Annotated in this window: 21 protein-coding genes; 13 read left to right on the top strand and 8 right to left on the bottom strand. The window is 42.2% G+C overall.

Annotation, left to right across the window (positions count from 1 at the left end):
- The first annotated feature begins 85 nt into the window (after positions 1 to 85).
- The 3 genes from glmM to recJ are packed head-to-tail and all read left to right on the top strand — an operon-like array spanning position 86 to position 3,786.
- Positions 86 to 1,417: a phosphoglucosamine mutase gene (gene glmM / locus I593_RS17125; protein WP_016168829.1), complete on the top strand. Its 1,332-nt coding sequence runs from the start codon at positions 86 to 88 to the stop codon at positions 1,415 to 1,417.
- Positions 1,418 to 1,428: 11 nt separating this feature from the next.
- The gene (pdxH, locus tag I593_RS17120; RefSeq protein WP_016168828.1) at positions 1,429 to 2,085 is read left to right on the top strand and encodes a pyridoxamine 5'-phosphate oxidase; all 657 of its coding nucleotides are present in this window, start codon (positions 1,429 to 1,431) and stop codon (positions 2,083 to 2,085) included.
- The gene (gene recJ / locus I593_RS17115; protein ID WP_016168827.1) at positions 2,086 to 3,786 is read left to right on the top strand and encodes a single-stranded-DNA-specific exonuclease RecJ; all 1,701 of its coding nucleotides are present in this window, start codon (positions 2,086 to 2,088) and stop codon (positions 3,784 to 3,786) included.
- A gap of 54 nt (positions 3,787 to 3,840) precedes the next feature.
- On the opposite strand, the gene I593_RS17110 is transcribed toward recJ, so the two are convergent.
- Entirely contained in the window at positions 3,841 to 4,617 is a 777-nt protein-coding gene (locus I593_RS17110) for a putative porin (protein ID WP_016168826.1), read from the bottom strand.
- Positions 4,618 to 4,927: 310 nt separating this feature from the next.
- Positions 4,928 to 5,752, bottom strand: a complete 825-nt coding sequence (locus I593_RS17105) for a putative porin (RefSeq protein WP_228130588.1) — start codon at positions 5,750 to 5,752, stop codon at positions 4,928 to 4,930.
- Between the two features lie 197 nt (positions 5,753 to 5,949).
- Between I593_RS17105 and prfB the strand changes: the two genes are divergently transcribed.
- From prfB to I593_RS17080, 5 genes are all read left to right on the top strand, one after another.
- A protein-coding gene (gene prfB, locus I593_RS17100) for a peptide chain release factor 2 (protein WP_151504452.1) occupies positions 5,950 to 7,045 on the top strand; the annotation gives its coding sequence in 2 pieces (ribosomal slippage) (positions 5,950 to 6,021 and positions 6,023 to 7,045; 1,095 coding nt in all).
- A 141-nt stretch (positions 7,046 to 7,186) separates the two neighbouring features.
- A complete protein-coding gene (locus I593_RS17095; protein WP_016168823.1) occupies positions 7,187 to 7,486 on the top strand; it encodes an ArsR/SmtB family transcription factor in 300 nt (99 codons plus the stop codon).
- A 26-nt stretch (positions 7,487 to 7,512) separates the two neighbouring features.
- Positions 7,513 to 8,592, top strand: coding sequence for an alkene reductase (locus I593_RS17090; protein ID WP_016168822.1), 1,080 nt, complete (start codon positions 7,513 to 7,515; stop codon positions 8,590 to 8,592).
- A gap of 99 nt (positions 8,593 to 8,691) precedes the next feature.
- Positions 8,692 to 9,972, top strand: coding sequence for a 3-deoxy-D-manno-octulosonic acid transferase (locus I593_RS17085; RefSeq protein WP_016168821.1), 1,281 nt, complete (start codon positions 8,692 to 8,694; stop codon positions 9,970 to 9,972).
- A gap of 222 nt (positions 9,973 to 10,194) precedes the next feature.
- Positions 10,195 to 10,902, top strand: coding sequence for a 16S rRNA (uracil(1498)-N(3))-methyltransferase (locus I593_RS17080; RefSeq protein WP_016168820.1), 708 nt, complete (start codon positions 10,195 to 10,197; stop codon positions 10,900 to 10,902).
- On the opposite strand, the gene I593_RS17075 is transcribed toward I593_RS17080, so the two are convergent.
- Together I593_RS17075 and I593_RS17070 are read right to left on the bottom strand one after the other, a co-directional pair.
- Complete coding sequence (locus tag I593_RS17075) at positions 10,882 to 11,817, bottom strand: mechanosensitive ion channel family protein (RefSeq protein ID WP_409360598.1); 936 nt, start codon at positions 11,815 to 11,817, stop codon at positions 10,882 to 10,884. The two genes, I593_RS17080 and I593_RS17075, sit on opposite strands and share 21 nt — an antisense overlap.
- A 156-nt stretch (positions 11,818 to 11,973) precedes the next feature.
- Complete coding sequence (locus tag I593_RS17070) at positions 11,974 to 12,555, bottom strand: DUF805 domain-containing protein (protein ID WP_016168818.1); 582 nt, start codon at positions 12,553 to 12,555, stop codon at positions 11,974 to 11,976.
- Between the two features lie 290 nt (positions 12,556 to 12,845).
- Between I593_RS17070 and acs the strand changes: the two genes are divergently transcribed.
- Both acs and I593_RS17060 read left to right on the top strand, forming a co-directional pair.
- Entirely contained in the window at positions 12,846 to 14,795 is a 1,950-nt protein-coding gene (acs, locus tag I593_RS17065; protein WP_016168817.1) for an acetate--CoA ligase, read from the top strand.
- Positions 14,796 to 15,007: 212 nt separating this feature from the next.
- Positions 15,008 to 15,343, top strand: coding sequence for a hypothetical protein (locus I593_RS17060; protein ID WP_016168816.1), 336 nt, complete (start codon positions 15,008 to 15,010; stop codon positions 15,341 to 15,343).
- A 151-nt stretch (positions 15,344 to 15,494) separates the two neighbouring features.
- Here the strand turns inward: I593_RS17060 and sfnG are convergent, their stop codons facing one another.
- Positions 15,495 to 16,592: a dimethylsulfone monooxygenase SfnG gene (gene sfnG / locus I593_RS17055; protein WP_016168815.1), complete on the bottom strand. Its 1,098-nt coding sequence runs from the start codon at positions 16,590 to 16,592 to the stop codon at positions 15,495 to 15,497.
- Between the two features lie 26 nt (positions 16,593 to 16,618).
- Positions 16,619 to 17,353, bottom strand: coding sequence for an FMN reductase (gene msuE / locus I593_RS17050; RefSeq protein WP_016168814.1), 735 nt, complete (start codon positions 17,351 to 17,353; stop codon positions 16,619 to 16,621).
- A 369-nt stretch (positions 17,354 to 17,722) separates the two neighbouring features.
- Between msuE and I593_RS17045 the strand changes: the two genes are divergently transcribed.
- Positions 17,723 to 18,373, top strand: coding sequence for a response regulator (locus I593_RS17045; RefSeq protein ID WP_016168813.1), 651 nt, complete (start codon positions 17,723 to 17,725; stop codon positions 18,371 to 18,373).
- Between the two features lie 64 nt (positions 18,374 to 18,437).
- Here I593_RS17045 and I593_RS17040 read toward each other — a convergent pair whose 3' ends face one another.
- Complete coding sequence (locus tag I593_RS17040; protein WP_016168812.1) at positions 18,438 to 19,205, bottom strand: hypothetical protein; 768 nt, start codon at positions 19,203 to 19,205, stop codon at positions 18,438 to 18,440.
- Positions 19,206 to 19,642: 437 nt separating this feature from the next.
- Positions 19,643 to 23,134: a hybrid sensor histidine kinase/response regulator gene (locus tag I593_RS17035; protein WP_016168811.1), complete on the bottom strand. Its 3,492-nt coding sequence runs from the start codon at positions 23,132 to 23,134 to the stop codon at positions 19,643 to 19,645.
- Between the two features lie 184 nt (positions 23,135 to 23,318).
- Between I593_RS17035 and I593_RS17030 the strand changes: the two genes are divergently transcribed.
- Both I593_RS17030 and I593_RS17025 read left to right on the top strand, forming a co-directional pair.
- Complete coding sequence (locus I593_RS17030; RefSeq protein WP_016168810.1) at positions 23,319 to 23,651, top strand: DUF485 domain-containing protein; 333 nt, start codon at positions 23,319 to 23,321, stop codon at positions 23,649 to 23,651.
- Positions 23,651 to 25,366 carry a cation acetate symporter gene (locus I593_RS17025; RefSeq protein ID WP_016168809.1) on the top strand — a complete coding sequence of 572 codons (1,716 nt, stop codon included), beginning with the start codon at positions 23,651 to 23,653 and terminating at the stop codon, positions 25,364 to 25,366. The genes I593_RS17030 and I593_RS17025 overlap by 1 nt, the downstream gene beginning before the upstream one ends.
- Positions 25,367 to 25,505 lie beyond the last annotated feature (139 nt).

The raw sequence follows: 25,505 nt of genomic DNA, 5'->3' as shown, positions 1-25,505 counted from the left end.
TGACGGTCTTTTTTGTTTTGGTGTAAAGTATTTCACTATGACAAAAGGTGGATAACAGCACCTAGCTATAAGAAGTGAGTAAAACATGAGTTATTTTGGCACAGATGGTATTCGTGGGAAATTTGGAGAATTACCAATTACGCCTGAATTTGCATTAAAACTAGGATTTGCAGCAGGAAAAGTCTTAAAAAAAAATTCGCAGAAAGAAAAGCCAATCGTCGTATTAGGTAAAGATACCCGATTATCGGGCTATATTTTAGAAGCGGCTTTACAGGCAGGACTAAATGCTGCGGGTGTTTATGTGCATTTATTAGGGCCATTACCAACGCCTGCAATTGCCCATTTGACTCGTGCTTTGCATGCGAGCTTAGGGATCGTGATTTCTGCGTCGCATAACCCGTATTTTGATAACGGCATTAAATTCTTTTCTGGTGAAGGCAAAAAGCTGCCTGATGCATTGCAAGAAGCAATTAATCAAGAGTTGGAAAATGACTTGTTGATTGAAGATACTGCCAACTTAGGTAAAAGTGTTCGTGTGAAAGATGCGAACGGCCGTTATATTGAATTCTGTAAATCGACTTTCCCATATCATTATGATTTGTCAAATTTAAAAATTGTAGTGGATTGTGCTAATGGGGCTGCGTACAACGTGGGACCTGCCGTGTTTAAAGAACTCGGTGCCAAAGTAATTGCACTTTATAATGAGCCAGATGGTCTCAACATTAATAAAGACTGTGGTTCAACCCATCCTGAAAACTTACAGAAAGCTGTTGTTGAACATAAGGCAGATGTAGGGATTGCTTTTGATGGTGATGCGGATCGCGTGATTATGGTCGACCGTAATGGTGAACAAATCACAGGTGACCATATTCTGTATATTTTGGCGACACAAGCCAGCAAAAAACCAGCAGGTATTGCTGGTACAGTCATGAGCAACATGGCGCTAGAATTGGCATTAGAACAAGCTCAAGTGCCATTTGTACGCGCTAAAGTGGGCGACCGTTATGTGTTGCAAGCTCTTGAAGAAAATCAGTGGGTCATAGGTGGTGAACCGTCAGGTCATATCCTAACGCTAGATAAGAGCACGACAGGGGATGCGATCATTGCGGCATTACAAGTACTGACAGTAATGGTTGAACAGAATAAGCCATTGCATGAACTGGTTGCAGACTTCAATCTATTCCCGCAAGTATTGGTCAATGTGCGTTTGGAGCAGATGATAGACCCGTATGCAAACCCTGCAATGGTGGCTGAATTTGAAAAAGCGGAAGCACAGCTCGCAGGTCGTGGTCGACTTTTGATTCGTAAATCAGGCACGGAACCAGTGATTCGGGTCATGGTCGAAGGTGATCAACTAGAAGAAGTGACTACTTTGGCAAATCATCTTGCTGATGTTGTTCGTACCCAAGCCGCTTAAGGAATCATGTCATGAGCGATTTAATTAAAGATTTAAGTGAATTGCGGTTGAGTTATCAGAAAGGGGAATTACTCGAGTCGGAGGTTGAACAGTATCCGCATGAGCAATTTCTCAATTGGTTTAATATGGCCTTAGAGGCACGTTTACACGAACCTTATGCCATGTATTTGGCGACTGCCAACAGCCAAGGTCGTCCACACGTCCGTACGGTACTGTTACGCGGTGCAACTGAAGCGGGTTATGATTTCTATACCAATTATGATAGTCAAAAAGGCTTAGATTTGGTTGAAAACCCTTATGCTGAGCTATTGTTTTATTGGCCCGAGTTGGAGCGCCAAATTCGTGTCAGTGGTCGTGTCGAAAAAATTTCTGAAGATGAGGCAACAGCCTATTATCGAAAGCGCCCACGTGACAGCCAGATTGCTGCACATATCAGTACGCCGCAAAGTGGTGTGATTGCCAGTCGTGACGAGCTTCAGCAACGGTTCCAGAATTTACAAGAGCAGGTTGTAGATCAGTCCGAATTGGATAAACCTACTTTTTGGGGCGGCTATCGTTTGCAGCCAGACTATTATGAGTTTTGGCAAGGGAGACCAAATCGTTTACATGACCGTCTGAGTTATGAAAGAATCGATGGTAAATGGAAATTACAACGACTGATGCCTTAAATGACTCAGATACAAATTAAACAACGACCTTATTTAACACGCCCTGAAAATATTCAGGGCGTGTCACCTTTTATTGCACAAATTTTGGCGCGCCGTGGGGTGCAATCTGAACAAGAACTGGAATTAAAGCTAAAACATCTTTTAGCTCCGAATTTAAAAGGATTGCCTCAGGCGGTTGAACTGCTCGATCAAGCCCTCGATCAGCAAAAAAAAATCGTCATTGTTGGGGACTATGATGCAGATGGTGCTACCAGTACGGCATTAATGGTTTTGGCATTGCGAGAAATGGGGGCACAAGTGAATTATCTGGTGCCTGACCGCTTCAAATATGGTTATGGTTTAACCCCTGCAATTGCAGATTTGGCTTTTGCGAAGTTTCAGCCTGATGTTTTGGTTACGGTGGACAATGGAATTTCCAGCCATGCGGGTGTGGCTCAGGCACAAGCACATGGCATGCAGGTGGTGATTACCGATCATCATCTCACGACCAAAGAGACGCCTGCTGCTGAGGCTGTGGTGAATCCTAATCAATTGGGCTGTGAATTTCCAAGCAAAGCCTTGGCTGGTGTAGGCGTTGCGTTTTATCTGTTGGCGAATTTAAGTAGTGGTCGTGCTCAGCAAGGTAAATCCAGTGCCAAAATGGCGCAGTATCTGGATTTGGTGGCTTTAGGCACCTACGCAGATGTCGCTGCACTGGACTATAACAACCGTATTTTGGTCGATGCGGGCATTAAACGGATTCAACAACAACAATGTCGCATCGGGATTTCGGCTTTATTGGAAATTGCTGGTCGTGATGCTGCACAACTGAAAGCCCCAGACTTAGGTTTTGTTTTGGGGCCACGCATTAATGCTGCGGGACGCATGGAAACCATGGACATTGGTATTGAATGTTTGTTGGCAGAAGAATACAGCACTGCATATGCTTTGGCTCAGCAACTGAATCAGTTGAATGTGGAACGACGTCAAGTCGAAACTCAAATGAAGCAGGATGCTTTAAGCGCTCTGGCACAATTCAAACTTGAGCTAAGCGAGACACCTGCTGCGTTGATTTTATTTGAACCCCATTGGCATCAAGGGGTGATAGGGATTGTGGCGGGACGCTTAAAAGAACAGTTTCACCGTCCTGCCATTGTATTTGCTGCCGATGAAGATGGTGAGCATATTAAAGGCTCAGCCCGCTCAATTGAAGGCATTCATATTCGTGATGCCATAGAAAACGTGGCAGAGCAGTTTCCACATTTGGTCAGCCATTTTGGTGGACATGCCGCAGCCGCGGGCTTAACCATCAAGAAACAGCATTTCGATGAATTTAAACAGCATTTTGTTCAACTCATCCAAAGTATGGATGAATCACTGTTTCAAGCAACGTTGTGGACCGATGGCATATTACCGACTGAGGCATTGAATTTAGATACGGTTCATTTACTGCAAAATTTAACCCCTTGGGGGCAAAAATTTCCTTCTCCTATCTTTGAAGGGCAGTTTCAGGTGTTGGATTATCGTTGGTTAAAGGAAATTCACCTGAAATTACGTCTGGCTTTGGAGAATGGGCAAGTGGTGGATGCGATTGCTTTTAATGCTGCGGATAAATTCAGCTTTGATCCAATGCAGTCCTCGGTACATTTGGTATATGAATTAGAACAGAATAGTTTTAATGGGCAAGTGAGTTTGCAATTGCGAGTTTTGCATTTGCAATAATTAAAAAACCGCTGAATTCAGCGGTTTTTTAATTAAAGCTTAGGTAAATTAGAATTAGAAGCGGTATTTCGCTGCTACACCAAACTTGTTGTAGTCATTGTTACCAACTTCACCAAAACCTACACGACCTTCAAGGCTCACTTGCGGAGTAAAGAATTTACGTGCATTTACACCGAATTCATTGACATCGTTTAAGTCATTGCTGTAGTAGTCTGCACCCACACTGAAGCTTTTATCAATGAAATAGTCAGCAGCAAGGTTGTATTCGTCTAAGTCACCAAAAGAAGCACCTGCTTCAAGGTTGATGTCTTTACCATTGCTGAGTTGAGTGACATATTTCGCACGGATTGTAGGGTCTACACCGTCATCATGGTCATTGTCATAACCTTTAAGACCAGCCGCCACCAAGAAGCCTGGTGCTGGTAAGTAACCCACTTCAGCGCTGTAAAGTGTGGTGTCAAAGTCAGCACCATTCTTGAATTTCACATCTTGACGGCCAATATTACCACTCAAGTAGAAATCTGAGTTTGGAACAAAGTATTCAGCGCCTACACCATAATTGTTGACTTCGTCATCACCAACTTCGTTATAAGCATAGTGCGCATTCACATTACTTGCGCGGTCTAGGAATGCAGCTTCGGCTAAAGGTGCATTACGGGTTTGAACTGGGTTGAAGTAATAGGTGCCATCTACACCAAAAGAACCGCTTGAGCTGCCGTTATCAGGATCGATTAGTCCAGCAGAAGCACCAACTTCGGCTTGGTATGCATGAGCTGTTCCAGTCATGGCAACGACAGAGAACAACGCTGAGGCAATTGCTAATTTTTTCATGGAATGGACCCCTCTGAAACTTGGCTAAAAATAAATTAATTTTTTGTTACACTTTTAGTCTAGGGCAAAACAAGATTGCGTCAACAGCGTGAAGGTTATGGAATTGTTTCGGGCGTAATATTATGTAATTACCTTTTATTAAGTGTTTGATATATATTAAATTTAATAATTGTAGTGATTTATTAAAATTGTGGATTTTCTATGAATAGCATAGAAAATGGTGAAATATTCGACGAAATTGTAAGTAGAAAATACTAAAAAACACGCCGAATGGCGTGTTTTTTTGGAAAACTTTAAACGTCAGAAAATCTTAAAAACGCAGTGTGGCATTTAAATTAAAGCCTTGTACATCATCACCAAAACCGACTGCACCACCGACAGCAAAGTTTGGATTAAAGAAATATTTAGAGCGCACTGAGAAGAAGTCGATATCCTCATCGCCATCATCTTCTATGTTATAAGCCAGTCCAAAGCTAAAAGCAGGATCAAAGTAATAATCGGCTGCCAAGCTGATATTGTCGACATCGCCCCAAGCAGCATCCGCTTCAAGATTGATAAATTGCCCTTGACCCACAGGAGCAACGTATTTGGCAGCTAGTGCAAAACGGTTATCATCATTGTCTTCATCTCCTTGGTAGCCATCAATTCCTGTAGCAAGGAGTAAGTTAGAGATTGGCATATAACCCACTAAGGCGCGGTAGGTCGTGGCATCGTAATCGTCTTTATATTTAGCACTACCCAGCACAGATTGAATTTTAGTTTCATCTTTTGCTTGCCCAAAATCCACTTGACTATTCAAATAAAATTGCTCAACAGAATATTCCATGCCTACTACTATATGATGACCTCGTATTTTTTGAGCAGCACTGTTGCCTAAGTCATCCATGACAGTCTTGCTGTCCCAATAATCATAGTCATAACTTAAATAGGCATTGCTATTGTGACCCAAGAATGCTGCTTCATTGAGCGGCCCGTTTTTGGCAATAACAGGATTAAAGTAGAAGGTTCCTTTCAGGTCAAACTGTCCTTCAGCATCAGTAATATCATCATTGCGGTCAAAATAACTAAAGCCTGTATCTATTTGAGCATTATAGATAAAACTTGAGGATGCTATGAGTACCAAAGCTGAACTCACAAAAACTTATTTCATGTAATAAAGCCCTAAAGTGGTTGTCGTTATAAAAGTGTTATGTTTTTTTTAAGTGGAGCTATGGTTGATAAATCCATCAGCGCCTTCAATTCCTAATTGCAGGTGGCGGCTAAAAATCTCCAAATGCTCTGTGCTATAATTGAGGGCTATTTAAGCTAATTATTGATTTGAGAGCAGCTCCCGTGGAAATTAATCCTTATTTAAACCAATTAAAAGATTTAAACGACCGTGGTCAAACACTACGGGGGTATCTTTGACTACGATCTAAAGAAAGAGCGTTTAGAAGAGGTTTTACGTGAATTAGAAGATCCTACAATTTGGAATGACCAGAGCCGTGCACAGGCTATGGCTAAAGAAAAAGGTGAACTTGAAAACGTTTTAAACGTGTTGGATGGTTTAGCCACTCAACTTGAAGATGCACAGGCAATGCTGGACTTGGCGGTAGAAGCCGATGATGAAAGTCTGTTGGCAGACGTACAATCGGAATTATCTTCTGCCGAGGAAGAGCTGGCAAAACTTGAGTTCCGTCGGATGTTCAGTAACCCAATGGATCCAAATCCATGTTATGTGGAAATTCAGGCAGGTTCAGGGGGTACTGAAGCTCAAGACTGGGCGTCCATGCTGTTGCGTATGTATATGCGCTGGATTGAACGTCATGGCTTTAAAGCTGAATTGATGGAAGAGTCTGATGGTGATGTGGCTGGAATTAAATCAGCGACCATTCGTGTAGAAGGTGAGTATGCCTATGGCTGGTTGCGTACAGAATCTGGCGTGCATCGTTTAGTGCGTAAATCTCCATTTGACTCGGGTAACCGTCGTCATACTTCATTCTCTGCGGTTTTTGTTTCGCCAGAAGTGGATGATAACATTGAAATTGATATCAATCCTGCTGATGTACGTACCGATACTTATCGTGCTTCGGGTGCAGGTGGTCAGCACATTAACAAAACTGACTCTGCGGTACGTTTAACCCACGCCCCAACAGGTATTGTGGTGGCGTGTCAGAACCAGCGTTCACAACATGCCAACCGTGACCATGCATGGAAACAGTTACGTGCCAAGTTGTATGAGTTGGAAATGAGCAAACGTAATGAAGCTGCGCAAGCTTTGGAAGACTCGAAGTCGGATATTGGTTGGGGCAGTCAGATTCGTTCATATGTTTTGGATGACTCACGCATTAAAGATTTACGCACTGGTGTTGAAAACTCGAATACAGGTGCAGTATTGGATGGTGACTTAGATAAATTTATCGAAGCCAGCTTAAAGCAAGGCTTATAAGTCAATTATCATCAATAACTTAGCTAAGTTTGATGCAGTTTTTTACAATATATCTAAAATATTCGATATAAAAATCGAAAAAATACGATATATTAAAGAAAAGCTGAATCAAGCTTGCACATGATTGAACCTGTCTGAACTATGGATATTGATTTAATTTTTAAAGCACTGGCGAATCCGACCCGTCGACAAATTTTGGAATGGTTAAAACATCCTGAACAATTTTTGTCGAGTGACGAATGTGGTGACTTTAGACGAGGCGTATGTGCGGGGCACATTGAACGTTTAGGTAAAGTCTCGCAATCAACCATGTCCAATCACCTATCGGTGCTCCAGCAAGCAGGTTTAATTCAAGTCGAGAAATATGGGCAATGGTCTTATTTTTCCCGCAATGAAGCCTTGATTCAGCAATATATCGAACATTTGCAACGTTCACTTTAATTGAAAAAGTGGCGATCGAGGCGACTATGGCTGAATTGAATACTCCTTTAACTCTGGGTGATCTACACTTAAAAAACCGTGTGATTATGGCACCTTTAACGCGTAGTCGTGCAACAGCAGACCGCGTGCCAACTGCCATGATGGCGGAATATTATGCGCAGCGTGCAAGTGCAGGTTTGATTATTTCTGAAGCGACCGTGATTTCGGAAGAAGCCAATGGTTACTTGAATACACCAGGGCTGTTTAATGAAGCGCAAGTTGAAGGCTGGAAACAGGTCACTCAGGCGGTACATGCCAAAGATGGCTTAATTGTGGCGCAGTTGTGGCATGTAGGGCGTGTATCGCATCCTGATTTACTCAATGGGGAAACACCTGTTTCAGCAAGTAATGTACAACAGAAAGGTTATGTCAGCTTATTGCGTCCAAAACGTGAATATGTGGTGCCACGTGCTTTAGAGATCGCAGAAATCCAAGCCATTATTGAGCAATATAAACAAGCTGCGATTCATGCCAAAGCAGCCGGTTTTGATGGCGTTGAATTACACGCAGCCAATGGCTATCTGATTGACCAGTTCCTACAAAGTTCTACCAATTTACGTGATGACCAATATGGTAGCAGTGTTGAAAACCGTGCACGTTTGTTATTAGAAGTGGTGGATGCGCTGATTGAAGTCTGGGGTGCAGGTCGTGTTGGGGTGCATTTGGCACCGCGTGGCGATGAGCATGACATGGGCGATGCCAATCCACGTGAAACATTCGGTTATGCACTCGAAGAATTGGGTAAACGTAATATTGCCTTTTTCTTTACCCGAGAATATTTAGCTGATGACAGTATCAGTACTTACTTGAAACAACGTTCAGGTGGCGTACCGTTGATCGCTAACATGCGTTTAAGCCGTGAAGATGCGATTGAATTATTAGCAACAGGACAGGCAGATGCGGTGTCTTGGGGTAAAGACTATATTGCCAATCCAGATTTGTTTGAGCGTTTGGTTCAAGATGCACCTCTGAATGAGCTTAAGCTAGAAAACATGATCGGGACAGATGTAGCAGCAGGATATATTGATTATCCAACTTTAGCTGAAACTGAAACAGCAGTGGTTTAAATTGCTTTTCGGCTAAATTCACGACAAGATAACAGCGCAATTTACCCAGTGTGATAAATTGCGCTGTTTTATTTGTAATCGTTTTTTCGGAGCACGTATTTGGCTACTCCTTTTTGGTATAACGCAGCACTCGCAATGATTAAACCGCTGTATCAATGGCGAATCAAAAAACGGGCGCAAGATGAAAGAGCTTACCAACAAGAATGTCTTGAGCGTTTTGGGCCATTTCAAACGCCGAAAAACCGCAATGCGCTATGGTTCCACGCCGTTTCAGTCGGTGAAACCAATGCAGCACAGCCTTTAATTGAACACTATTTAAAACAAGGTCATCCTGTCTTGGTGACCAATACGACTAAAACAGGACAGGCACGCTCTAAGTCGCTATTTAATAAAGCACCCTATGATGCTCTGTTTCAAGCGGTGTATTTACCTGCCGATCAAAAGGCTTTGCTACAAGCCTTTTTCCAGAAATATCAACCAAAGCTTTTAATTTTAGTTGAAACTGAATTATGGCCAAATTTGTTGGATCAGGCACAGCTCTTTAAGGTTCCCTCGATTCTGGTGAACGCACGTCTCTCGGAAAAATCGGCACAAGGCTATGCCAAAGTATCAGGTTTAACTCGCGCGATGTTACACGGGCTAGACCAGCTCTTGGCACAAGACCGAGCAACGGCTGAACGCTTTATCCAGTTAGGTACAGCGCAGTCAATAACACAGGTGGTCGGCAGTATTAAATTTGATATTCATGCACCTGAATTGTTTGTCAAACAAGCGGCTCAACTAAAACAAGAATGGTCACTTGCTGGGCGGAAAATTATAACTATTGCCAGTACCCATGCACCTGAAGAACAAAAATTATTAAGTGCTTTAAAACCATATTTGGATGCACAGCCTGAACTGTTGTGCATTGTGGTACCAAGGCACCCTGAACGTTTCGATGAGGTCTTTGCAATTGCACAAAGTTTAAATTTAAACACGGCTCGTCGAAGTTTAAAGCAAGAAATAGTGGCGGATAACCAAGTCTACTTAGCTGACTCAATGGGTGAACTGTGGTTATGGTACGCCTTATCGGATGCATGTTTTGTCGGTGGTTCACTCAATGAACCGGGCGGTGGACATAATATTTTAGAGCCGATTGCCTTAGATGTCCCGACCGTATTGGGGAAAAACTATTTTAATTTCCAAAGTATTGTGGATGAATTTTTACATGCCGATGCAGTGAAAGTGGTTGAGAATGCTGAACAAGCCGTTGTCGTACTGATGCAGTTATTGGTAGATACTGGGCAAGCCCAACAGTTGAATCAAGCAGCACAGAAGATTATGCAGTTGAATACTGGATCTCTGCAAAAGCATATTCAAGCAATTGATGGCTATTTATAAGTCTCTGAAATTTGAATGCGTTTGTCACAACCGCAAATATTGTGGATTCAGTTGATGCCTTTGTGTAGGTGATTCCTACTTTTCAGAGATGAAAAGTAGCAAAAATCTTTTGCGGTGCTGAAGGTACGTCCTGTACCTCAGCACCGCGGGCGACATCCCTGTCACCCTCTGCGATAGCATGTGCTGATTGAGCCTTTACTGATTGGATTTGTTCTCTTTATTATGAATATCGTTCTTTTAGACCCGCGCCAAACCGAATCTGAAGTTTGGTCAATTACATCCACTCGCCAGTTAGCGCACTTACGTACCCATCTGAACGTACAGGTTGGTGATCGCTTGAAAGTCGGGATCCGTGAAGGTCAACGCTATTTAACCGAAGTCCTGATGGTCAGTGATCGTGTCATTCAAGTGACACCCATTCAGACTGAACCTGTTCCTGCTAAATTGCCAGTAACCTTAATTGTGGCGATGCCACGTCCGAAAGTATTGCGGCGTTTAATCATGGACAGCGTGACGATAGGGGTGGAAAAAGTTGTATTGCTACACAGTTATCGGGTGGATAAAAGTTATTGGCAAACCCCTTTTTTACAGCAGATTGATCAATACGTGACCTTGGGATTAGAGCAAGCTGGCGATACAGTTGCACCGAAAATCGAAATTTATAAGCGGTTTAAACCTTTTGTGGAAGATGTATTACCGACGTGGATTACGGTTGAAAGACCTGCTTATGTGGCGCATCCTTATGCAGGCATGACTATGCCGAATGCGATTACACATGCCTGTACCTTGCTGATTGGGCCAGAAGGCGGCTTTATTCCTTATGAAATTGATCTACTTGAAAAAAATGGCTGCCAAGCGGTGAGCTTAGGCAACCGAATTTTAAGAACGGAAACTGCAATTCCCTATATTTTAGGGCGTTTGTTTACCTGAGGTTTCTGCGTTCATGTAAGGAAGGTTCTGGTCACGGTGGACTTTTACCTCTTGTACTGGATAAGGAATATTAATATTGTGTTCATTAAAGGCTCGTTTGACTTCGGCCTGAATTTCACTGATTGATGCCGCAATATTGGTTTCAGTAGTATCAATCCACCAACGTACGGTCAGATTCACCGAAAAATCAGCCAACGCACTGACATTAACTGTAAAGCCAGGTTGACTGAGGACATTACGATTTTTATCTAAAATGGCTGTAATAATGTTTTTGGCTTTTTGTTCATCATCTTCATAACCAATCCCTACTATGAACTCACAACGACGACGTTGGTAAGCGGTATTCACCGTAACAGGGCTGGTATAGACGGTTGCATTTGGAATCACAATGCGGCGACCATCATTGGAGCGTAAGAAGGTTGCGCGAATCTGAATATCCTCAACGGTCCCTTCCATATTATTAACGATAATATCATCGCCTATACGGAACGGTTCACCGAGTAAAATCAGAATACCTGACAGCATATTCTGGAAAATGTCTTTGAAGGCAAAACCAATCGCCACCGAACCAATTCCCAAGGCACTCATCAGTTGTCCTGGAGTAAAGCCTGGAATGGCAATGACCATGGCAATTAGAAAACCAAAGAAAATAATGATACTGGTTCCGACACGATTCAATACCAGCACCAGATTTTGTCGCGTATATGAGCGATTTTCTAATGTTTTACGAACAAAGAACTTAAACACCTTAGACAATAGCCAGAAAATAACTATAACAATCAGGGCAATACAGAAATAGGGTACACGCTCCCAAAAACTGGCCATGATTTTATCAATGGTGGTGTAGGCATCATTATATTTTGCAGTATGTGCAATCACGGTTTCAGCCGTTTTTGCACCTGCTTCTTGTATCATTTGAGAAGTTCCCTGAGCAACTTCGCTCAGGTTGTGTTGTTGTTCTGCCACAGGAGATCCGAAACAATTTAAATTTGTCGCTATTTTGCCTGAAAAGTGCCAGAAAGATAACCAAATAGAACTGAAGTTATACAGCTTTAATCATGTGGATCGCCGTTAAAAATATTCAGTTCCTTTTTGAATGACTTCTTGTGGGGTTTCGAGCTCACCTGCTCCCATCATATAAGAGATGAAACTCCCAGAGGCCATAAAACTTAACACAAACAAAATGATCATCAGCCACGCTAGAATTTTCTCCCAAACAGGTGTGGTACGCGGCGCACCGTATTGATTTAATCCTGCTGTACCTGAAGCCAATAATACATAAAATGCCATAAAAAAATTAACAAGCGGAATCAAGAACAACAACAGCATCCAGCCTGATTTATTCAGGTCATGAAGGCGACGGATCATAATCACCAAACTGAAATAAAAATACAGAATGAAAATGACCCAAAAACCAAGTCCAGCCACGCTTAAAAAGGTTTGTAAGACATTGCTTTCTAAAGAATAGGTACTGAAATTAAAAATTCCAAGGAACAGGCTTAAGGCCAATGTGGCAAAAAAGGTGATTAGATTGAGAAAACCACTCCAAGCAATCAAGCTCAGTCGACCAAAGCGCCCTTGCATAGACAAAGGATTCTCATTTTGAGGTGAGACATTACGTGAGAAAAATGGTGATGTTTGCGGAGTGCTCATAGGCTTTCCTAGTGTGGATTCGGTAATGAAATGTTGCGTTTTGCAAAAGAAGATACGTGGCATTTCAGGAAAATTATAAGATGAATTTAAGCGCCAAACACTGATTCATCGAAAGTTTTTCTAGAACTTAGATTTCATCTTTTGAATTTAAGCTGTATAAATAATATACGACCAAAGCATGATTGCAGTGTCTAAAAAAGAGCCGTAATACTGCCCAGATGCAGCAATAAAAAATATATAACGTGGCATGCATCTCGTGATGAGATGGAGAAGATCAAGGAAGTATGAATATGAAAGAAGTCTATCCTGTTCCAGAAGAATTTAAGAAAACGGCACGGACCAATGAAGCCGAATATTTTGAACGTTATCAGCAATCCATTGAGCATCCTGAAGATTTTTGGGCAGAGCAAGCTCACAAACTGGAGTGGATCACCCCATTCACGCAAGTCAAAAATACCAATTTTGCTAAAGAAAATTTTAAAATTGAATGGTTTGCCGATGGCGAATTGAATGTCTGTGCCAACTGCTTAGACCGACACTTAAAAGAACATCCGTATAAACCTGCCATTATTTGGGAAGGAGATCATCCTTCACGACATAAAATTATTTCTTATATGGAATTGCATGATGAGGTTTGTCGGTTTGCCAATGTTTTGAAGAAAAATGGGGTTAAAAAAGGCGATCGAGTAGTACTGTATATGCCAATGGTTTCGGAAGCTGCAATTTCTATGTTGGCTTGTGCTCGGATTGGCGCCGTACATTGTGTGGTGTTTGGTGGATTTTCTCCCGATTCTTTGGCCAGCCGAATTGAAGACAGTCAGGCGAAAGTCGTGATTACGGCGGACTCTGGCATGCGCGGTGGCAAACCGATTTTTCTGAAAGAGAATGTCGATGCTGCTTTAAGTCTGTCAGGTACAGAGTCGGTGCAAAATGTCATAGTGGTACACCGTACAGGCAATCCAATTGAGATGAAACCGCAGCGTGATTTGTGGTATCACACGGAAATTATGTCGGTGAATGATATTTGCCCGCCAGAACCCATGAAAGCTGAAGATCCATTATTTATTTTATATACCTCAGGTTCGACTGGGAAACCGAAAGGAGTATTGCATACCACAGGGGGTTACTTGACCTATGTGAACAGTACTTTCCGTGAAGTATTCGATTTAAAACAAGATGATATTTTCTGGTGTACTGCTGATGTGGGCTGGATTACAGGACACTCCTACGTGATTTATGGACCACTTTCGAATGGTGCAACCACGGTCATGTTTGAAGGTGTCCCGCAATATCCAAGTTGGGCACGTACGGGGCATATCGTCGATAAGCATAATGTCACTATTTTATACACTGCACCTACCGCTATTCGTTCTATGATGCGTGAGGGCGATGCCTTTGTGCGAGAGAGTGATCGGAGCAGTTTACGTTTATTGGGTTCGGTGGGTGAACCAATTAATCCTGAAGCATGGAATTGGTATTACACCGTTGTGGGAGAAAGCCGCTGCCCGATTGTGGATACGTGGTGGCAAACCGAAACAGGCGGTATTTTAATTTCCCCATTACCTGGTGCAACGGATTTAAAACCGGGCTCTGCTACACGTCCCATGTTTGGAATTCAACCCGCTTTGGTTGATGCAGAGGGCAAAGAACTGGAAGGTGAGGCCGAAGGCAATCTGATTATTAAGGATTCTTGGCCGGGGCAAATGCGTACCATTTGGGGTGATCCCGCACGCTTTATTGAAGCCTATTTCTCGACTTATCCGGGCAGTTATTTTACAGGGGATGGGGCGAGAAGAGATAAAGATGGCTATTACTGGATTACAGGACGTGTGGATGATGTGTTAAATGTTGCAGGGCATCGTCTAGGCACGGCAGAAATTGAAAGTGCCTTGGTGGCACATGAAGCTGTTGCTGAAGCTGCTGTGGTGGGTATGCCGCATGAGATTAAAGGGCAGGGTATTTGTACTTTTGTGACTTTACAAGCAGATGTTGCTGAGTCTGAAGAACTGAGAGCTGAGTTGGTGGCGTGGGTACGTAAAGTGCTGGGTCCTGTTGCTACGCCAGATGCGGTACATTGGGCACCTGCTTTACCTAAAACCCGTTCGGGTAAAATTATGCGACGAATTCTCAGAAAGATTGCCGCGAATGAATTGGATAGCTTAGGGGATACTTCAACCCTAGCTGACCCACAAGTGGTGGAGGTTCTGATCGCCAATGTTTACTCGAAAGCCCCCTCTTAAGTCCGCTTGGATTGGGTTCTAAATTTATAAGAAATTTAAGGCAAGAAGTCGCGTGATACGCTGCTTCTTGCTAATCGGATTAAAAAATAATTTAACGTCTGGTTAAAACGAATTATTTTTAAGATTTTGGAAAGAAGATGTAAGTATAAATTTTTTAAGTTGACGAGTCAGATTGAAATCTGTAGATTTTCTTTTTGTGAGGATCTTTTCAAATGATTTTTCAATCTATTTTGACCCAATTCCAAACGCTCTCTTTGGGCACTGATGCCTTCAAAAAACTCAAACAGCTTTGTGAGCAAAGTATTCCACTTGCCATAGATTCATCTGAACAAACCGCTTTATTTTTAATTTACGGGTTTGCTAAAAATTACGTTTTACTCTACGAAGATCAAGCGGTCACATCTGAGTTTGCCCAAGCCGCCAAACAGCAGCTATTGGATTATATGTTGCAACTGGGCAATGTAATTCAGACGGGTCAAAAAGACCAGATTTTGGACAGTTTGAATCAGGTAACTGCAGAATATATGCAAAGTTCTAGAGTATTCTAAGACCAAGTATTTAAACGGATATCACGGCGAATTAAATTTTATTTTATCCCAAAAAAATCCCCTAAGCCGAGCCTCAGGGGAAATTTGGTGTTGCCATGTTATTGTTGTTATAGGTACATGAAACCAGTCTGCTTAAATTGTAATGCAATAATTAAGCAGACTTTGCTTGTACACGATGTTGTGCTTCAAGTTCACGGACCAAAGGCAACACCTTTGCGCCGAAGTATTCGACTTCTTCAATAAAATGTAAGAAGCCAGATAAAACCAGATCAACCCCCACGTGTTTTAACTCAATGATTCGCTGGGCAATCTGTTCAGGTGTACCAATCAGATTGGTTTTAAACCCATCGTTATATTGAACTAAGTCTTCAAAAGTCGATTTTGCCCAGTTGCCTTCGCCTTCTATCGTTGCAGCGCCTGCTTCACGTGTGGCGTCACCAAAGGCATTAACGGCTGAAATATTGGCCTTGGCAATAATTTCCTGTAATACTGCTTGAGCCTCTTCTTCTGTATCACGGGCAATAATGAAGGCATTTACCCCAATTTTGACCTGATGACCATTTAGTTTGGCTTTCTCGCGAATATCATCGATTTGTTTTTTCAGTTCTTCGACGGTATTGCCATTGGTGAAATACCAGTCCGAAACGCGGGCAGCCATATCACGTGCGGCACGAGAGCTGCCCCCCTGAAAGATTTCAATATGAGGTTGCTGCACAGGCTTTGGTTTTAAGGTGTAGTCATTAAATTGGTAGTAACGGCCTTGAAAACTAAAATGATCCTGTGTCCAAATTCCTTTGAGGCTCCGAATGAATTCTTCTGAACGTGCATAACGTTGATCATGTTCGGGCCATTCTTCCCCAATGGCATCGAATTCACCTTTAAACCATCCACTGACCACATTAATTGCAATGCGTCCTTGCGATAAGTGATCAATCGTGGCTAATTGTTTCGCAGCTAAAACAGGTTTCCAGGGACCAGGCAAAATCGCAGCAATAACTTTGAGTTTTTCTGTTTTAGCCAAGAGACCATGGCTAAAACTCACCGACTCATGTTGATTTTCTGCACCATAACCAGCGGTAAAGCGAATTTGAGTCAGTGCATACGCAAAGCCATTTTGCTCAGCCGTTTGCGCCAAACGGACATTGTACTCATAACTCCAGTCAGTACGCTGTTCAATGTCACTAACGACCAAGCCACCACTGACATTGGGCACCCAATAAGCAAAAAGAACGTCATTATGTTGTGTCATGCGGAGACCCTCAAAAGGTTTAATTTTTATGCAACATGGCTTTGTAGCGGTTTTTTTGCATGGAGCCGAGACTCAGCCGCATCTAAACTTGGTACTGCGGCAGAAGGTAAAACTTCGGCCTGTTCAATTTGCGTATTAATGCCCAAAGTTTGATTAGCATGTTGGGATTTTTCTTTGATGACATCGGCACGTTGTCCTTTGGCTGGCGCCCATTCCAAAATTGGTAAGGCACGTGCAACAGCCAGAGTAATACGGTCACGCAACAGTTCACTGTGAATGGTGTATTCTGGAGTGAAATCACGGTCTGTGGCATACACGCCAATTGGAAGCGTTTGTGCTTGGAAAAAGCTAAACAGCGGACGTAGTTGGTGCTCCAATACCAAGGCATGACGGTCACTTCCGCCTGATGCAGCCAGTAATACAGGGACATCCACTAATGCGGTTTGCTCGACAAAGTCAAAGAAATGTTTGAAAAGTCCTGTAAATGAAGCACGATAAACAGGAGTCCCCACAATCAATGCATCGGCTGCTTCTACTGCCGCTAAATCATCTTGGATACGTTGAGGTAACTGATGGCGATAAATAGCGCCCCCTAATAAATGTCCAATTTCGCTAAACTTAATAAAATGTACATTGATTGGCGTGGCTTCACCCAGTTCATTCAGAATTTCTTGAACCAAAGCTTCGGTTTTAGATGGTGTATTTAAACCACCTGAAACAGCGACAATATTGAGGGGTTTGGGTTGATGAGAAGATGACATAGTAAATAACCTAAAAGCAGTCTTAGAATGTTTACTATTTATCAACAGGAGCAAAGGCGCTGTAAAATAAGGAAAAACAGATTCATTATCTGATTTTAAGATATATCTAAAAATGGTGAGATGAGTCGCAACAATCTTGAGTAATTGGTTGAATTCTCAATTTATATTGCAAATGAATAAGGATTTTTAACCTGAGAATTAGATTTATAGTAAATTCAGATTTGTTTTTCGCCTTTTTCGAAAAACTTTATACGGGTGATTTCCCTATTTTTTGTAGTTATTTAAAAAATAGTTAATATTTGCATATCCTTAAGGGCACATGTATGGTTAGAATAAGAATTACTGTGCACTAGATCTCTTACGCTGCTTATGAATATTTTAATCGTTGATGATCATCCGTTGTTTCGTCATGCTTTGATTCAAGCCGTTCGCTATAGCTTACCTCAAGCCCAAATTAATGAGACTGCCGCAGTAAATGAATTTTATGAACGTTTAGAAAAAGGTCCTGAACCTGATTTGGTCTTATTAGACTTAAATTTACCTGGTGCTTCAGGTTTTTCTGCATTGGTTCATGTTCGTGCACAATACCCATCGCTGCCGATTATTGTGGTTTCTGCGCATGAGGAAGTGTCAATTATCCAGCGTGCCATTGCGCATGGTGCTATGGGTTATATTCCGAAGTCAGCACATCCGAGTCATATTGGTGAGGCGATTCGCCAAGTTCTAGAAGGTGAAATTTGGTTGCCACCAAATTTGCCAACCAATACGAGTTTTGACCCGCGTGCAGCAGATGAAACTGAATTGGCAGAGCGTATTCAATCGCTTACGCCACAACAGTTCCGCGTGTTAATGATGGTTGCGGAAGGTTTGCTCAACAAGCAGATTGCCTATGAACTAGATGTATCAGAAGCTACGATTAAAGCGCACGTGACTGCCATTTTCCGTAAATTAGGCGTGCAGAATCGTACTCAGGCGGTCTTGGCCATTAATGCGCTGAATATTGATGAAAAGAAAATGTAATGCTGTGAAGTACAAAAAATAAAGACCTTTTAGAGGTCTTTATTTTTATCTGTATCAAGCGGCATTAAGCCAAAAAGTCTTGTTTGTGCATGGTATTGTCACAATAAAGTGGGTTGAGTGCACATTCCAATTCATCAATTTGTTCTTGGCTAATATAACCTTTCGATTTTAAATATTCTGCGACGCGATCATCGCGTAGACTCAAAAATGCAGCGTCATAGACGCCCAAATCTACAAACAATGCAGCAGTTTCCAAACTGTTGAAGCGGTCGAGATAGATTTGATTGTCATACATTAAAAAGATGTGATCATATGGATCATTTACATCGACCATCAGCCAATTTGCTAATTCCATTGGTGGCGTTTTAATAAACAGTAGATCGGACAGTTCATCGAATTGACTGGTGTCTAATTGGTCTAAATTGGTTTTGACTTTACCTAACCATGCTTTGAATACTAGTACAGCACCTCCGCGAAGTAACATACTCCAAATTTGGTGACGAACAGCAGGATTTAAATTACGTGTCTCGGTCTGAAGTAACTGCAACAGTTTTTCTTCCTGTTGAGTTAGTTTTTCAAAGAGTCCTAGCCCTTGTGGTTTATATTCGGCAGGGGTAAACACATCAAAATTGAGTTCATCAAAAACTTGTAGCGCAAGTGGGACGGCATTTTGATAGAGGGTATTTAGTGCTTCAACATGAGTGGGGGTAATTTTACTTTGTTCAAAAACATGATTCCAATCAATATCGGGCAATAGTGCATTTACACCATAAAGTCGATGAAACTGTTGTGCTTGATGTAAATCATGTGGAACCATTTCAGAAATATTCATTGAGGTCTCCTGAAAGCTTGTGCAATGTGGGCGAGCATTGACAATTGAACGATTGGTCTTGTGAATTTTTTGCTCGAGGGATGTCCTCATTTATGGAATTTCTGCCTTGGAAAATGTATAAGACTAAAGTCGTATATGGTGGGAAATAAGTAATAAATATCAATAAAATGATGAAGTTGAAATTTTGTAACTAAGTGTACAACTGTGCATTAATGTAACCTGAATGAATCTGCCATAGCCAAAAAAATAAAATGCGAGAACGACTCCCTAATTTTTTATAATTTTATAATTTTCATTGAGTTAATTTTATATATGAGAGCAGCATATGAAGTCAGTTAAAAGTTTTTGTCCTTACTTAAGGTCATATTTGGCATTTTAAAAGCAAAATGATGCATTCAGAATGCTCTGAATACACCATCCTGTAAGTATTAGGATGCTTAGTCACTGGAAATTTTTAACCCAGATAACCACGATCGTAGCGATGCAGGTTTTAAAGGTTTTCTTAACAAGACAATATTGAGTTCTTTTAAGGTCTGTGGCAACTCTGGATCAGAGTCTGCGGTAATGAGTGCGATAGGTACTTTTTCCTGACGATTTTGTAAAATAAAGTCCAACCCCATTTTATCGTCATTTAAATGTTGGTCAACCAACCAGACTTGAATGTTTTCTTGTTGAATTAAGGCAAAAGCTTGCTCTGGTTCAGTGGCTTTAAACACTTGATAGCCCCATTTGGTCAGTAAAGTGCTCATACCCTCCAAAATGGTTTCATCATTATCCAAACATAGAATCTTATAGGCTTTAGTTTTTAATGGCACCGCTTGTATAGGAGTTGCAATGACCTTAGGTGCTGCGACCACAGGCACTTCAATCATGAAGCAAGAACCTTTGCCCAGCTCGGAATAGACATGTACTGGATAATCTAATAGTCCCGTCATGCGTTGTACAATCGCCAAACCTAGTCCCAGACCTTGTTCACCCCAAGGGGAGGTATGCCCGCAGCGCTCGAATTCTTGAAACAGCTTGATTCGTTGCTCTTCGGCAATACCAGGTCCAGTGTCCCAAACCCCAATCCGAATATGCTGCGGACGTTCTGAAGCACGTAGAACACCGACAATGACACGTCCTTTGGCAGTATAGCGTAACGCATTGCTGACAAAGTTCTGAATAATACGGCGAATCCATTGCGGGTCAGTATCAATCCAGAACTGAGCATCATGTACATGTAGTTGAATACCGCGTTGTGCTGCAATCGACTTAAACTGTAATTCTAAGTCGCTTAACAAGTCATGTAATGGATAGGCTTGACGTTTTGGTTGAATCGTACCGCCTTCTAAACGGGCAATATCTAATAATGCCGACAACATACTTTCTGCCCCATGCAAAGCACGGTCCAGTTGTTGTAAGGTTTTACGGTCTTCTTCGGATTGAACACTTTGTTCCAACGCCGTACTGAACAAACGTGCAGCATGCATGGGCTGTAACAGGTCGTGACTGGCTGCGGCAATAAATCGGCTTTTCGACATATTGGCTTTATCGGCCTGTTCACGTGCCAACTGTTGCTCTGTCAAAGCATCCGCAAGCTGTTGGGTACGATCTTGTACCCGTGCCTCTAACATCGCTTCATTTTCTCGGAATGCAGTAATGTCGGCGAAGGTGGTCACAAATCCCCCACCTTCAATCGGATTGCCACGCATTTGAATGACACGACCATCTTTACGAATTCGTTCAAATTCGTGTGCACTGCCGACTTTCATCCAGTGAATACGTTTACGCACATGTTCTTCCACCGACCCTGGTCCACATTCGCCACGCTCTGCGTTATAGCGAATTAAATCGGCAATTGGACAACCGACATAAGCCAGATCTTTAGGATAATCAAATAATTTAAGATATTGATTATTCCATGCCACTAAGCACATGTTTTCATCCACAACACTCACACCTTGGGTCATGTGGTCGATCATGGTCATAATCAGGTTTTGATTAAAACGTTGCCATTGAGAGGCTTGGTCTAAGATGTTCGCCACTTGCCCTAAAGCTAAGCCATTATTGACCATTGCAGTCGTCAATAAAGTACGTGCAGATGCTGCACCAATGGTGCCTGCCAAATACTGTTCCGTAAAGCGCCACCACATGCCATTGGCGCTGCTGTTGGCATTTAAAACGACATTGTTTTGTTGACAGAATTGTTCAAAAGCTCGGGTTGTAGGTCCATCTCCAGTAATGCGTTTGGCTAAGGTAATTAAGTCTGCAACTTTTAAACGTGCGACATCATGATGTAAATAGTTGATTTCAGAAGATGTATTTTGAGCAGGTAGTGGTTTGGTTTCATAATAAAAGAAACTTTCTGCTTGAATTTGTTCTGCAATGCTTGGTCGGAAAATACGAGAAATCCAGATATATAACAGAATATTAAGACCCAAAGCCCAAATGACACCGTGGGTTAAGGGCGCAAAAGATTCAAAACCCAGTAGGGCTTCAGGGCGTAACCAGCTTAGACCGAATGGGCCATGGAGTAAGAACTGCATGGTGAAGGTGGTGTAATCTTCAGGGAAGCTGCGTAATATGGTGGGTAGTAGTAGGGTATAAGCCCACATCATAAAACCAACAATTAAGCCTGCATAAACGCCTTGTTTACTCCCACCACGCCAGTACAAGCCTCCAATTAAGGCAGGGGCAAATTGTGCTACCGCACTAAAAGCCAATAGGCCAAATACCGAGAGCTGATCAATATCGTTGAAGAAATGAAAGAATAAAAAGCCCAACAGCATGACCGCTAAGATACAGACCCGACGAGTAAACTTCAGCACCAAAGGCATACGTTTATCATGTCGAGAAAGAAAATTGAAGCGCCATAGAGCCGGCATGATCAGGTCATTACTGAGCATGATAGACAAGGCAACCGATGACACCAACAACATGCCTGTTGAGGCAGAAAATCCACCCAAAAATGCCAAGATAGTGAGCCAATCCTGCTGATAACTAATCGGAAGTGAGAGTACTGCAACATCGGGAATCGCTAAATACTCAGGTGCAGCATGTAATGCCCAACTGGCAATCGGAATAATCGCCAGTGTGGTGAGAATAAGATAAATGGCAAACCAGCGACGCGCGCCACGAATATGTTTTTCATCCCGTAGTTCGACCACAGCAACATGGAATTGGCGAGGTAGACAGATAATGGCTAAGGCGGCCAACAGCGTTTGAATCCAGAAGGTTTCGGGTACGCCAAAGAGTTGGACATCTTTGAAGGTTTTGCCGACATCATGTGAAATTTGCCCAAGGTTTTCAGGTTCAGCAAAAACGAAGAAAATGGCCACGCAAAGCAAAGCGAATAATTTGACGAAAGATTCAAACGCCACAGCCAGCATTAATCCGCCATGCTGCTCGGTATTGGCGATTTGTCGCGTTCCGAAAATCATGGCCAAAATAGCCAGAATACCTGTCAGAAAAAGCACACTATTGGTGGTACTTTCCAACCCTGTGTTTTGCTGCAAAATAACGGTTGCACTTAAAGCAATCGCACGGAGTTGCAGCGCGAGATAAGGAATAATAGCAATCACTGCTAAAATGGTGACCAGTGAAGCCAAAGGTCCACTTTTACCATAGCGTGCTGCCATAAAGTCAGCAATTGAAGAAATCGCATGGTGTTGACGCACACGACCAAGTCTACGCCAAATGTCATAACCCAGCGCAACAAACAGTAAAGGGCCTAAATAAATTGGCAGGAAGATAATGCCTTCACGAACTGCGGCACCTGTTGCACCGTAAAATGTCCATGAAGAACAATACACTCCTAAAGTTAAGCTAAACAACAGCATCCGTCCACGCGTGCTTAGACGAGTTGCGTGTTTCTCCCCATAGAAAGCGCAAATAAAAAGTAATACGATATAAAGTGCGAGAACACCAATAATAAGCCAACTGTTCATAGTGCTGAATTGTCCCGAGTTACGGGCTTATCATAGCCTATTCAAGTTCGTGGCAGTTTGATTTGCTTAAAATTTAACGACCAAAGTCTAAATTACAAGAACCCTACAACATTGTTAAGTTTGTATACGAAATAATTCAAATTAAAAATGCGTCTATGGCTGGACGCTTCACAGGAGCAAGATTATGGATGAGGTTCAGGTAAACCAAATTCTGCAAAATCCCAAATTTAAGGAAATGGTCAGTCGCAAAAGTAAACTCAGCTGGACACTGACGGTCATTATGTTAGTAGTGTACGTTGGTTTCATGCTGTTGGTCGGCTATAACAAAGAGTTTTTAATGACTTCCTTTAGTGGTGGTGTTACCACAATTGGTATGCCATTGGGTCTAAGTATTATTGTATTGTCTTTTGTTTTATGTGGTGTGTATTCGTATATCGCGAATAACAAACTTGATGCATTAAATGAAGAAGCAATCCGCGAAGTTGAAGCAATTGCGCATGAGAAAGGACACCACTGATGAAATGGAATTCATTGAAAGCACTTACAGTTGCTGCAACAACCCTAATGGCTTCAGGTGTCGCACTAGCAAGTCCAGACTTAGGTGCAGCAGAACAGCAAGCAACTAACTGGCATGCCATCATCATGTTTGCCATTTTTGTCGGCTTTACCTTGTTTATTACGAAATGGGCGGCAAAACAAACCACCAACACTGCAGACTTCTATACAGCAGGTGGTGGAATTTCAGGTTTCCAAAATGGTTTAGCGATTGCGGGTGACTATATGTCCGCAGCGTCATTCTTGGGTATTTCTGCAATGGTTTTCAGCTCAGGTTTTGACGGCTTGCTGTATTCATTGGGTTTCATGGTGGGTTGGCCAGTTGTATTGTTCTTGGTGGCTGAACGTCTACGTAATTTAGGTAAGTTCAACTTATCTGACGTGGTGTCATTCCGTTTGGCGGAAAAACCAGTACGTACACTTGCAGCAATCAGTTCATTAGTTGTAGTTGCATTCTATCTGATTGCTCAGATGGTGGGTGCAGGTCAGTTGATCAAACTTCTATTTGGTTTGAACTACAACATTGCTGTAGTGATTGTTGGTCTTCTGATGATGGCTTACGTAATCTTCGGTGGAATGTTGGCAACGACTTGGGTACAGATTATTAAAGCGGTAATGCTTTTATCTGGCGCTTCATTTATGGCATTCATGGTCATGAAAGGCGTAGGTTTTAGCTTCGCTGAAATGTTCTCTCAATCGATTGATGTTTTTGCAAAAGTACATGAAATTACTGTAGCTGAAGCAGGAAACATCATGGGTCCTGGTAAACTTGCAGCGAATCCAATTGATGCGATTTCTTTAGGTCTTGCATTGATGTTCGGCACAGCAGGTCTTCCACACATCTTAATGCGTTTCTTTACCGTTAAAGATGCAAAAGAAGCACGTAAATCAGTAGTTGTGGCAACAGGTTTTATTGGTTATTTCTATCTTTTAACTTTCATCATCGGCTTTGGTGCGATCCTTTATGTATCGAACAACCCACAGTTCCTTGATGTTGCGAAAATGGCAATGACTGGCAAGCTTGAGCTTGTTGGTGGTAACAACATGGCTGCGGTTCACTTGTCTGATGCATTGGGCGGTGACTTGTTCATGGGCTTCATTTCAGCAGTAGCATTTGCAACGATTCTTGCAGTAGTTGCAGGTTTGACATTGTCTGGCGCTTCAGCAATCTCTCATGACTTGTATGCAAACGTATTCAAGAAAGGTCAAACGACTCCTGAATCTGAACTTCGCATGTCTAAAATTGCAACTTTAGGTTTAGCTATTTTTGCCATGATTTTGGGTATTTTGTTCGAAAAACAAAACGTTGCCTTCATGGTTGGTTTAGCATTCTCTGTAGCTGCATGTGCGAACTTCCCAGTGCTTGTATTATCAATGTTCTGGAAAGGCTTAACGACACGTGGTGCAGTAATTGGCGGTTTGGTGGGTCTAATCACTGCGGTGGTACTCATTATCTTAGCGAAAGCAGTTTGGGTAGACACTTTGGGTATTTCTGATACGCCAATCAACCCATTCAATGGTCCTGCAATCTTTGCTATGCCATTGGCGTTTTTCTGCTGCTGGTTGTTCTCTGTGACAGATAATTCTGCACGTGCCCAAGCAGAACGTAAAGCATTTGATGCACAGTATGTACGTTCGATGACAGGTGTTGGTATTTCAGGCGCGTCTGATCACTAATTCTGAATCAAACAATAAAAAAAGCCCCGTCAGGGGCTTTTTTTATTGCGTACTCAAAGTTGTCAAATAATGAATACCGAATACCTGCTAGACCTAGTCCACTAAATACGCTAAAACAGAATAAGTAAAATAAAAGATT

It is taken from the genome of Acinetobacter tandoii DSM 14970 = CIP 107469 (assembly GCF_000400735.1).
GTDB lineage: Bacteria > Pseudomonadota > Gammaproteobacteria > Pseudomonadales > Moraxellaceae > Acinetobacter > Acinetobacter tandoii.
This window is presented reverse-complemented; position numbering and strand designations above follow the sequence as displayed.

Bases quoted from the DNA above. Each gene is read 5' to 3' on its own strand.
- glmM (WP_016168829.1), top strand. From the start codon at position 86: ATGAGTTATTTTGGCACAGATGGTATTCGTGGGAAATTTGGAGAATTA.
- pdxH (WP_016168828.1), top strand. From the start codon at position 1,429: ATGAGCGATTTAATTAAAGATTTAAGTGAATTGCGGTTGAGTTATCAG.
- recJ (WP_016168827.1), top strand. From the start codon at position 2,086: ATGACTCAGATACAAATTAAACAACGACCTTATTTAACACGCCCTGAA.
- I593_RS17110 (WP_016168826.1), bottom strand. From the start codon at position 4,617: ATGAAAAAATTAGCAATTGCCTCAGCGTTGTTCTCTGTCGTTGCCATG.
- I593_RS17095 (WP_016168823.1), top strand. From the start codon at position 7,187: ATGGATATTGATTTAATTTTTAAAGCACTGGCGAATCCGACCCGTCGA.
- I593_RS17090 (WP_016168822.1), top strand. From the start codon at position 7,513: ATGGCTGAATTGAATACTCCTTTAACTCTGGGTGATCTACACTTAAAA.
- I593_RS17080 (WP_016168820.1), top strand. From the start codon at position 10,195: ATGAATATCGTTCTTTTAGACCCGCGCCAAACCGAATCTGAAGTTTGG.
- I593_RS17075 (WP_409360598.1), bottom strand. From the start codon at position 11,817: ATGATACAAGAAGCAGGTGCAAAAACGGCTGAAACCGTGATTGCACAT.
- I593_RS17070 (WP_016168818.1), bottom strand. From the start codon at position 12,555: ATGAGCACTCCGCAAACATCACCATTTTTCTCACGTAATGTCTCACCT.
- acs (WP_016168817.1), top strand. From the start codon at position 12,846: ATGAAAGAAGTCTATCCTGTTCCAGAAGAATTTAAGAAAACGGCACGG.
- I593_RS17060 (WP_016168816.1), top strand. From the start codon at position 15,008: ATGATTTTTCAATCTATTTTGACCCAATTCCAAACGCTCTCTTTGGGC.
- sfnG (WP_016168815.1), bottom strand. From the start codon at position 16,592: ATGACACAACATAATGACGTTCTTTTTGCTTATTGGGTGCCCAATGTC.
- msuE (WP_016168814.1), bottom strand. From the start codon at position 17,353: ATGTCATCTTCTCATCAACCCAAACCCCTCAATATTGTCGCTGTTTCA.
- I593_RS17045 (WP_016168813.1), top strand. From the start codon at position 17,723: ATGAATATTTTAATCGTTGATGATCATCCGTTGTTTCGTCATGCTTTG.
- I593_RS17040 (WP_016168812.1), bottom strand. From the start codon at position 19,205: ATGAATATTTCTGAAATGGTTCCACATGATTTACATCAAGCACAACAG.
- I593_RS17035 (WP_016168811.1), bottom strand. From the start codon at position 23,134: ATGAACAGTTGGCTTATTATTGGTGTTCTCGCACTTTATATCGTATTA.
- I593_RS17030 (WP_016168810.1), top strand. From the start codon at position 23,319: ATGGATGAGGTTCAGGTAAACCAAATTCTGCAAAATCCCAAATTTAAG.
- I593_RS17025 (WP_016168809.1), top strand. From the start codon at position 23,651: ATGAAATGGAATTCATTGAAAGCACTTACAGTTGCTGCAACAACCCTA.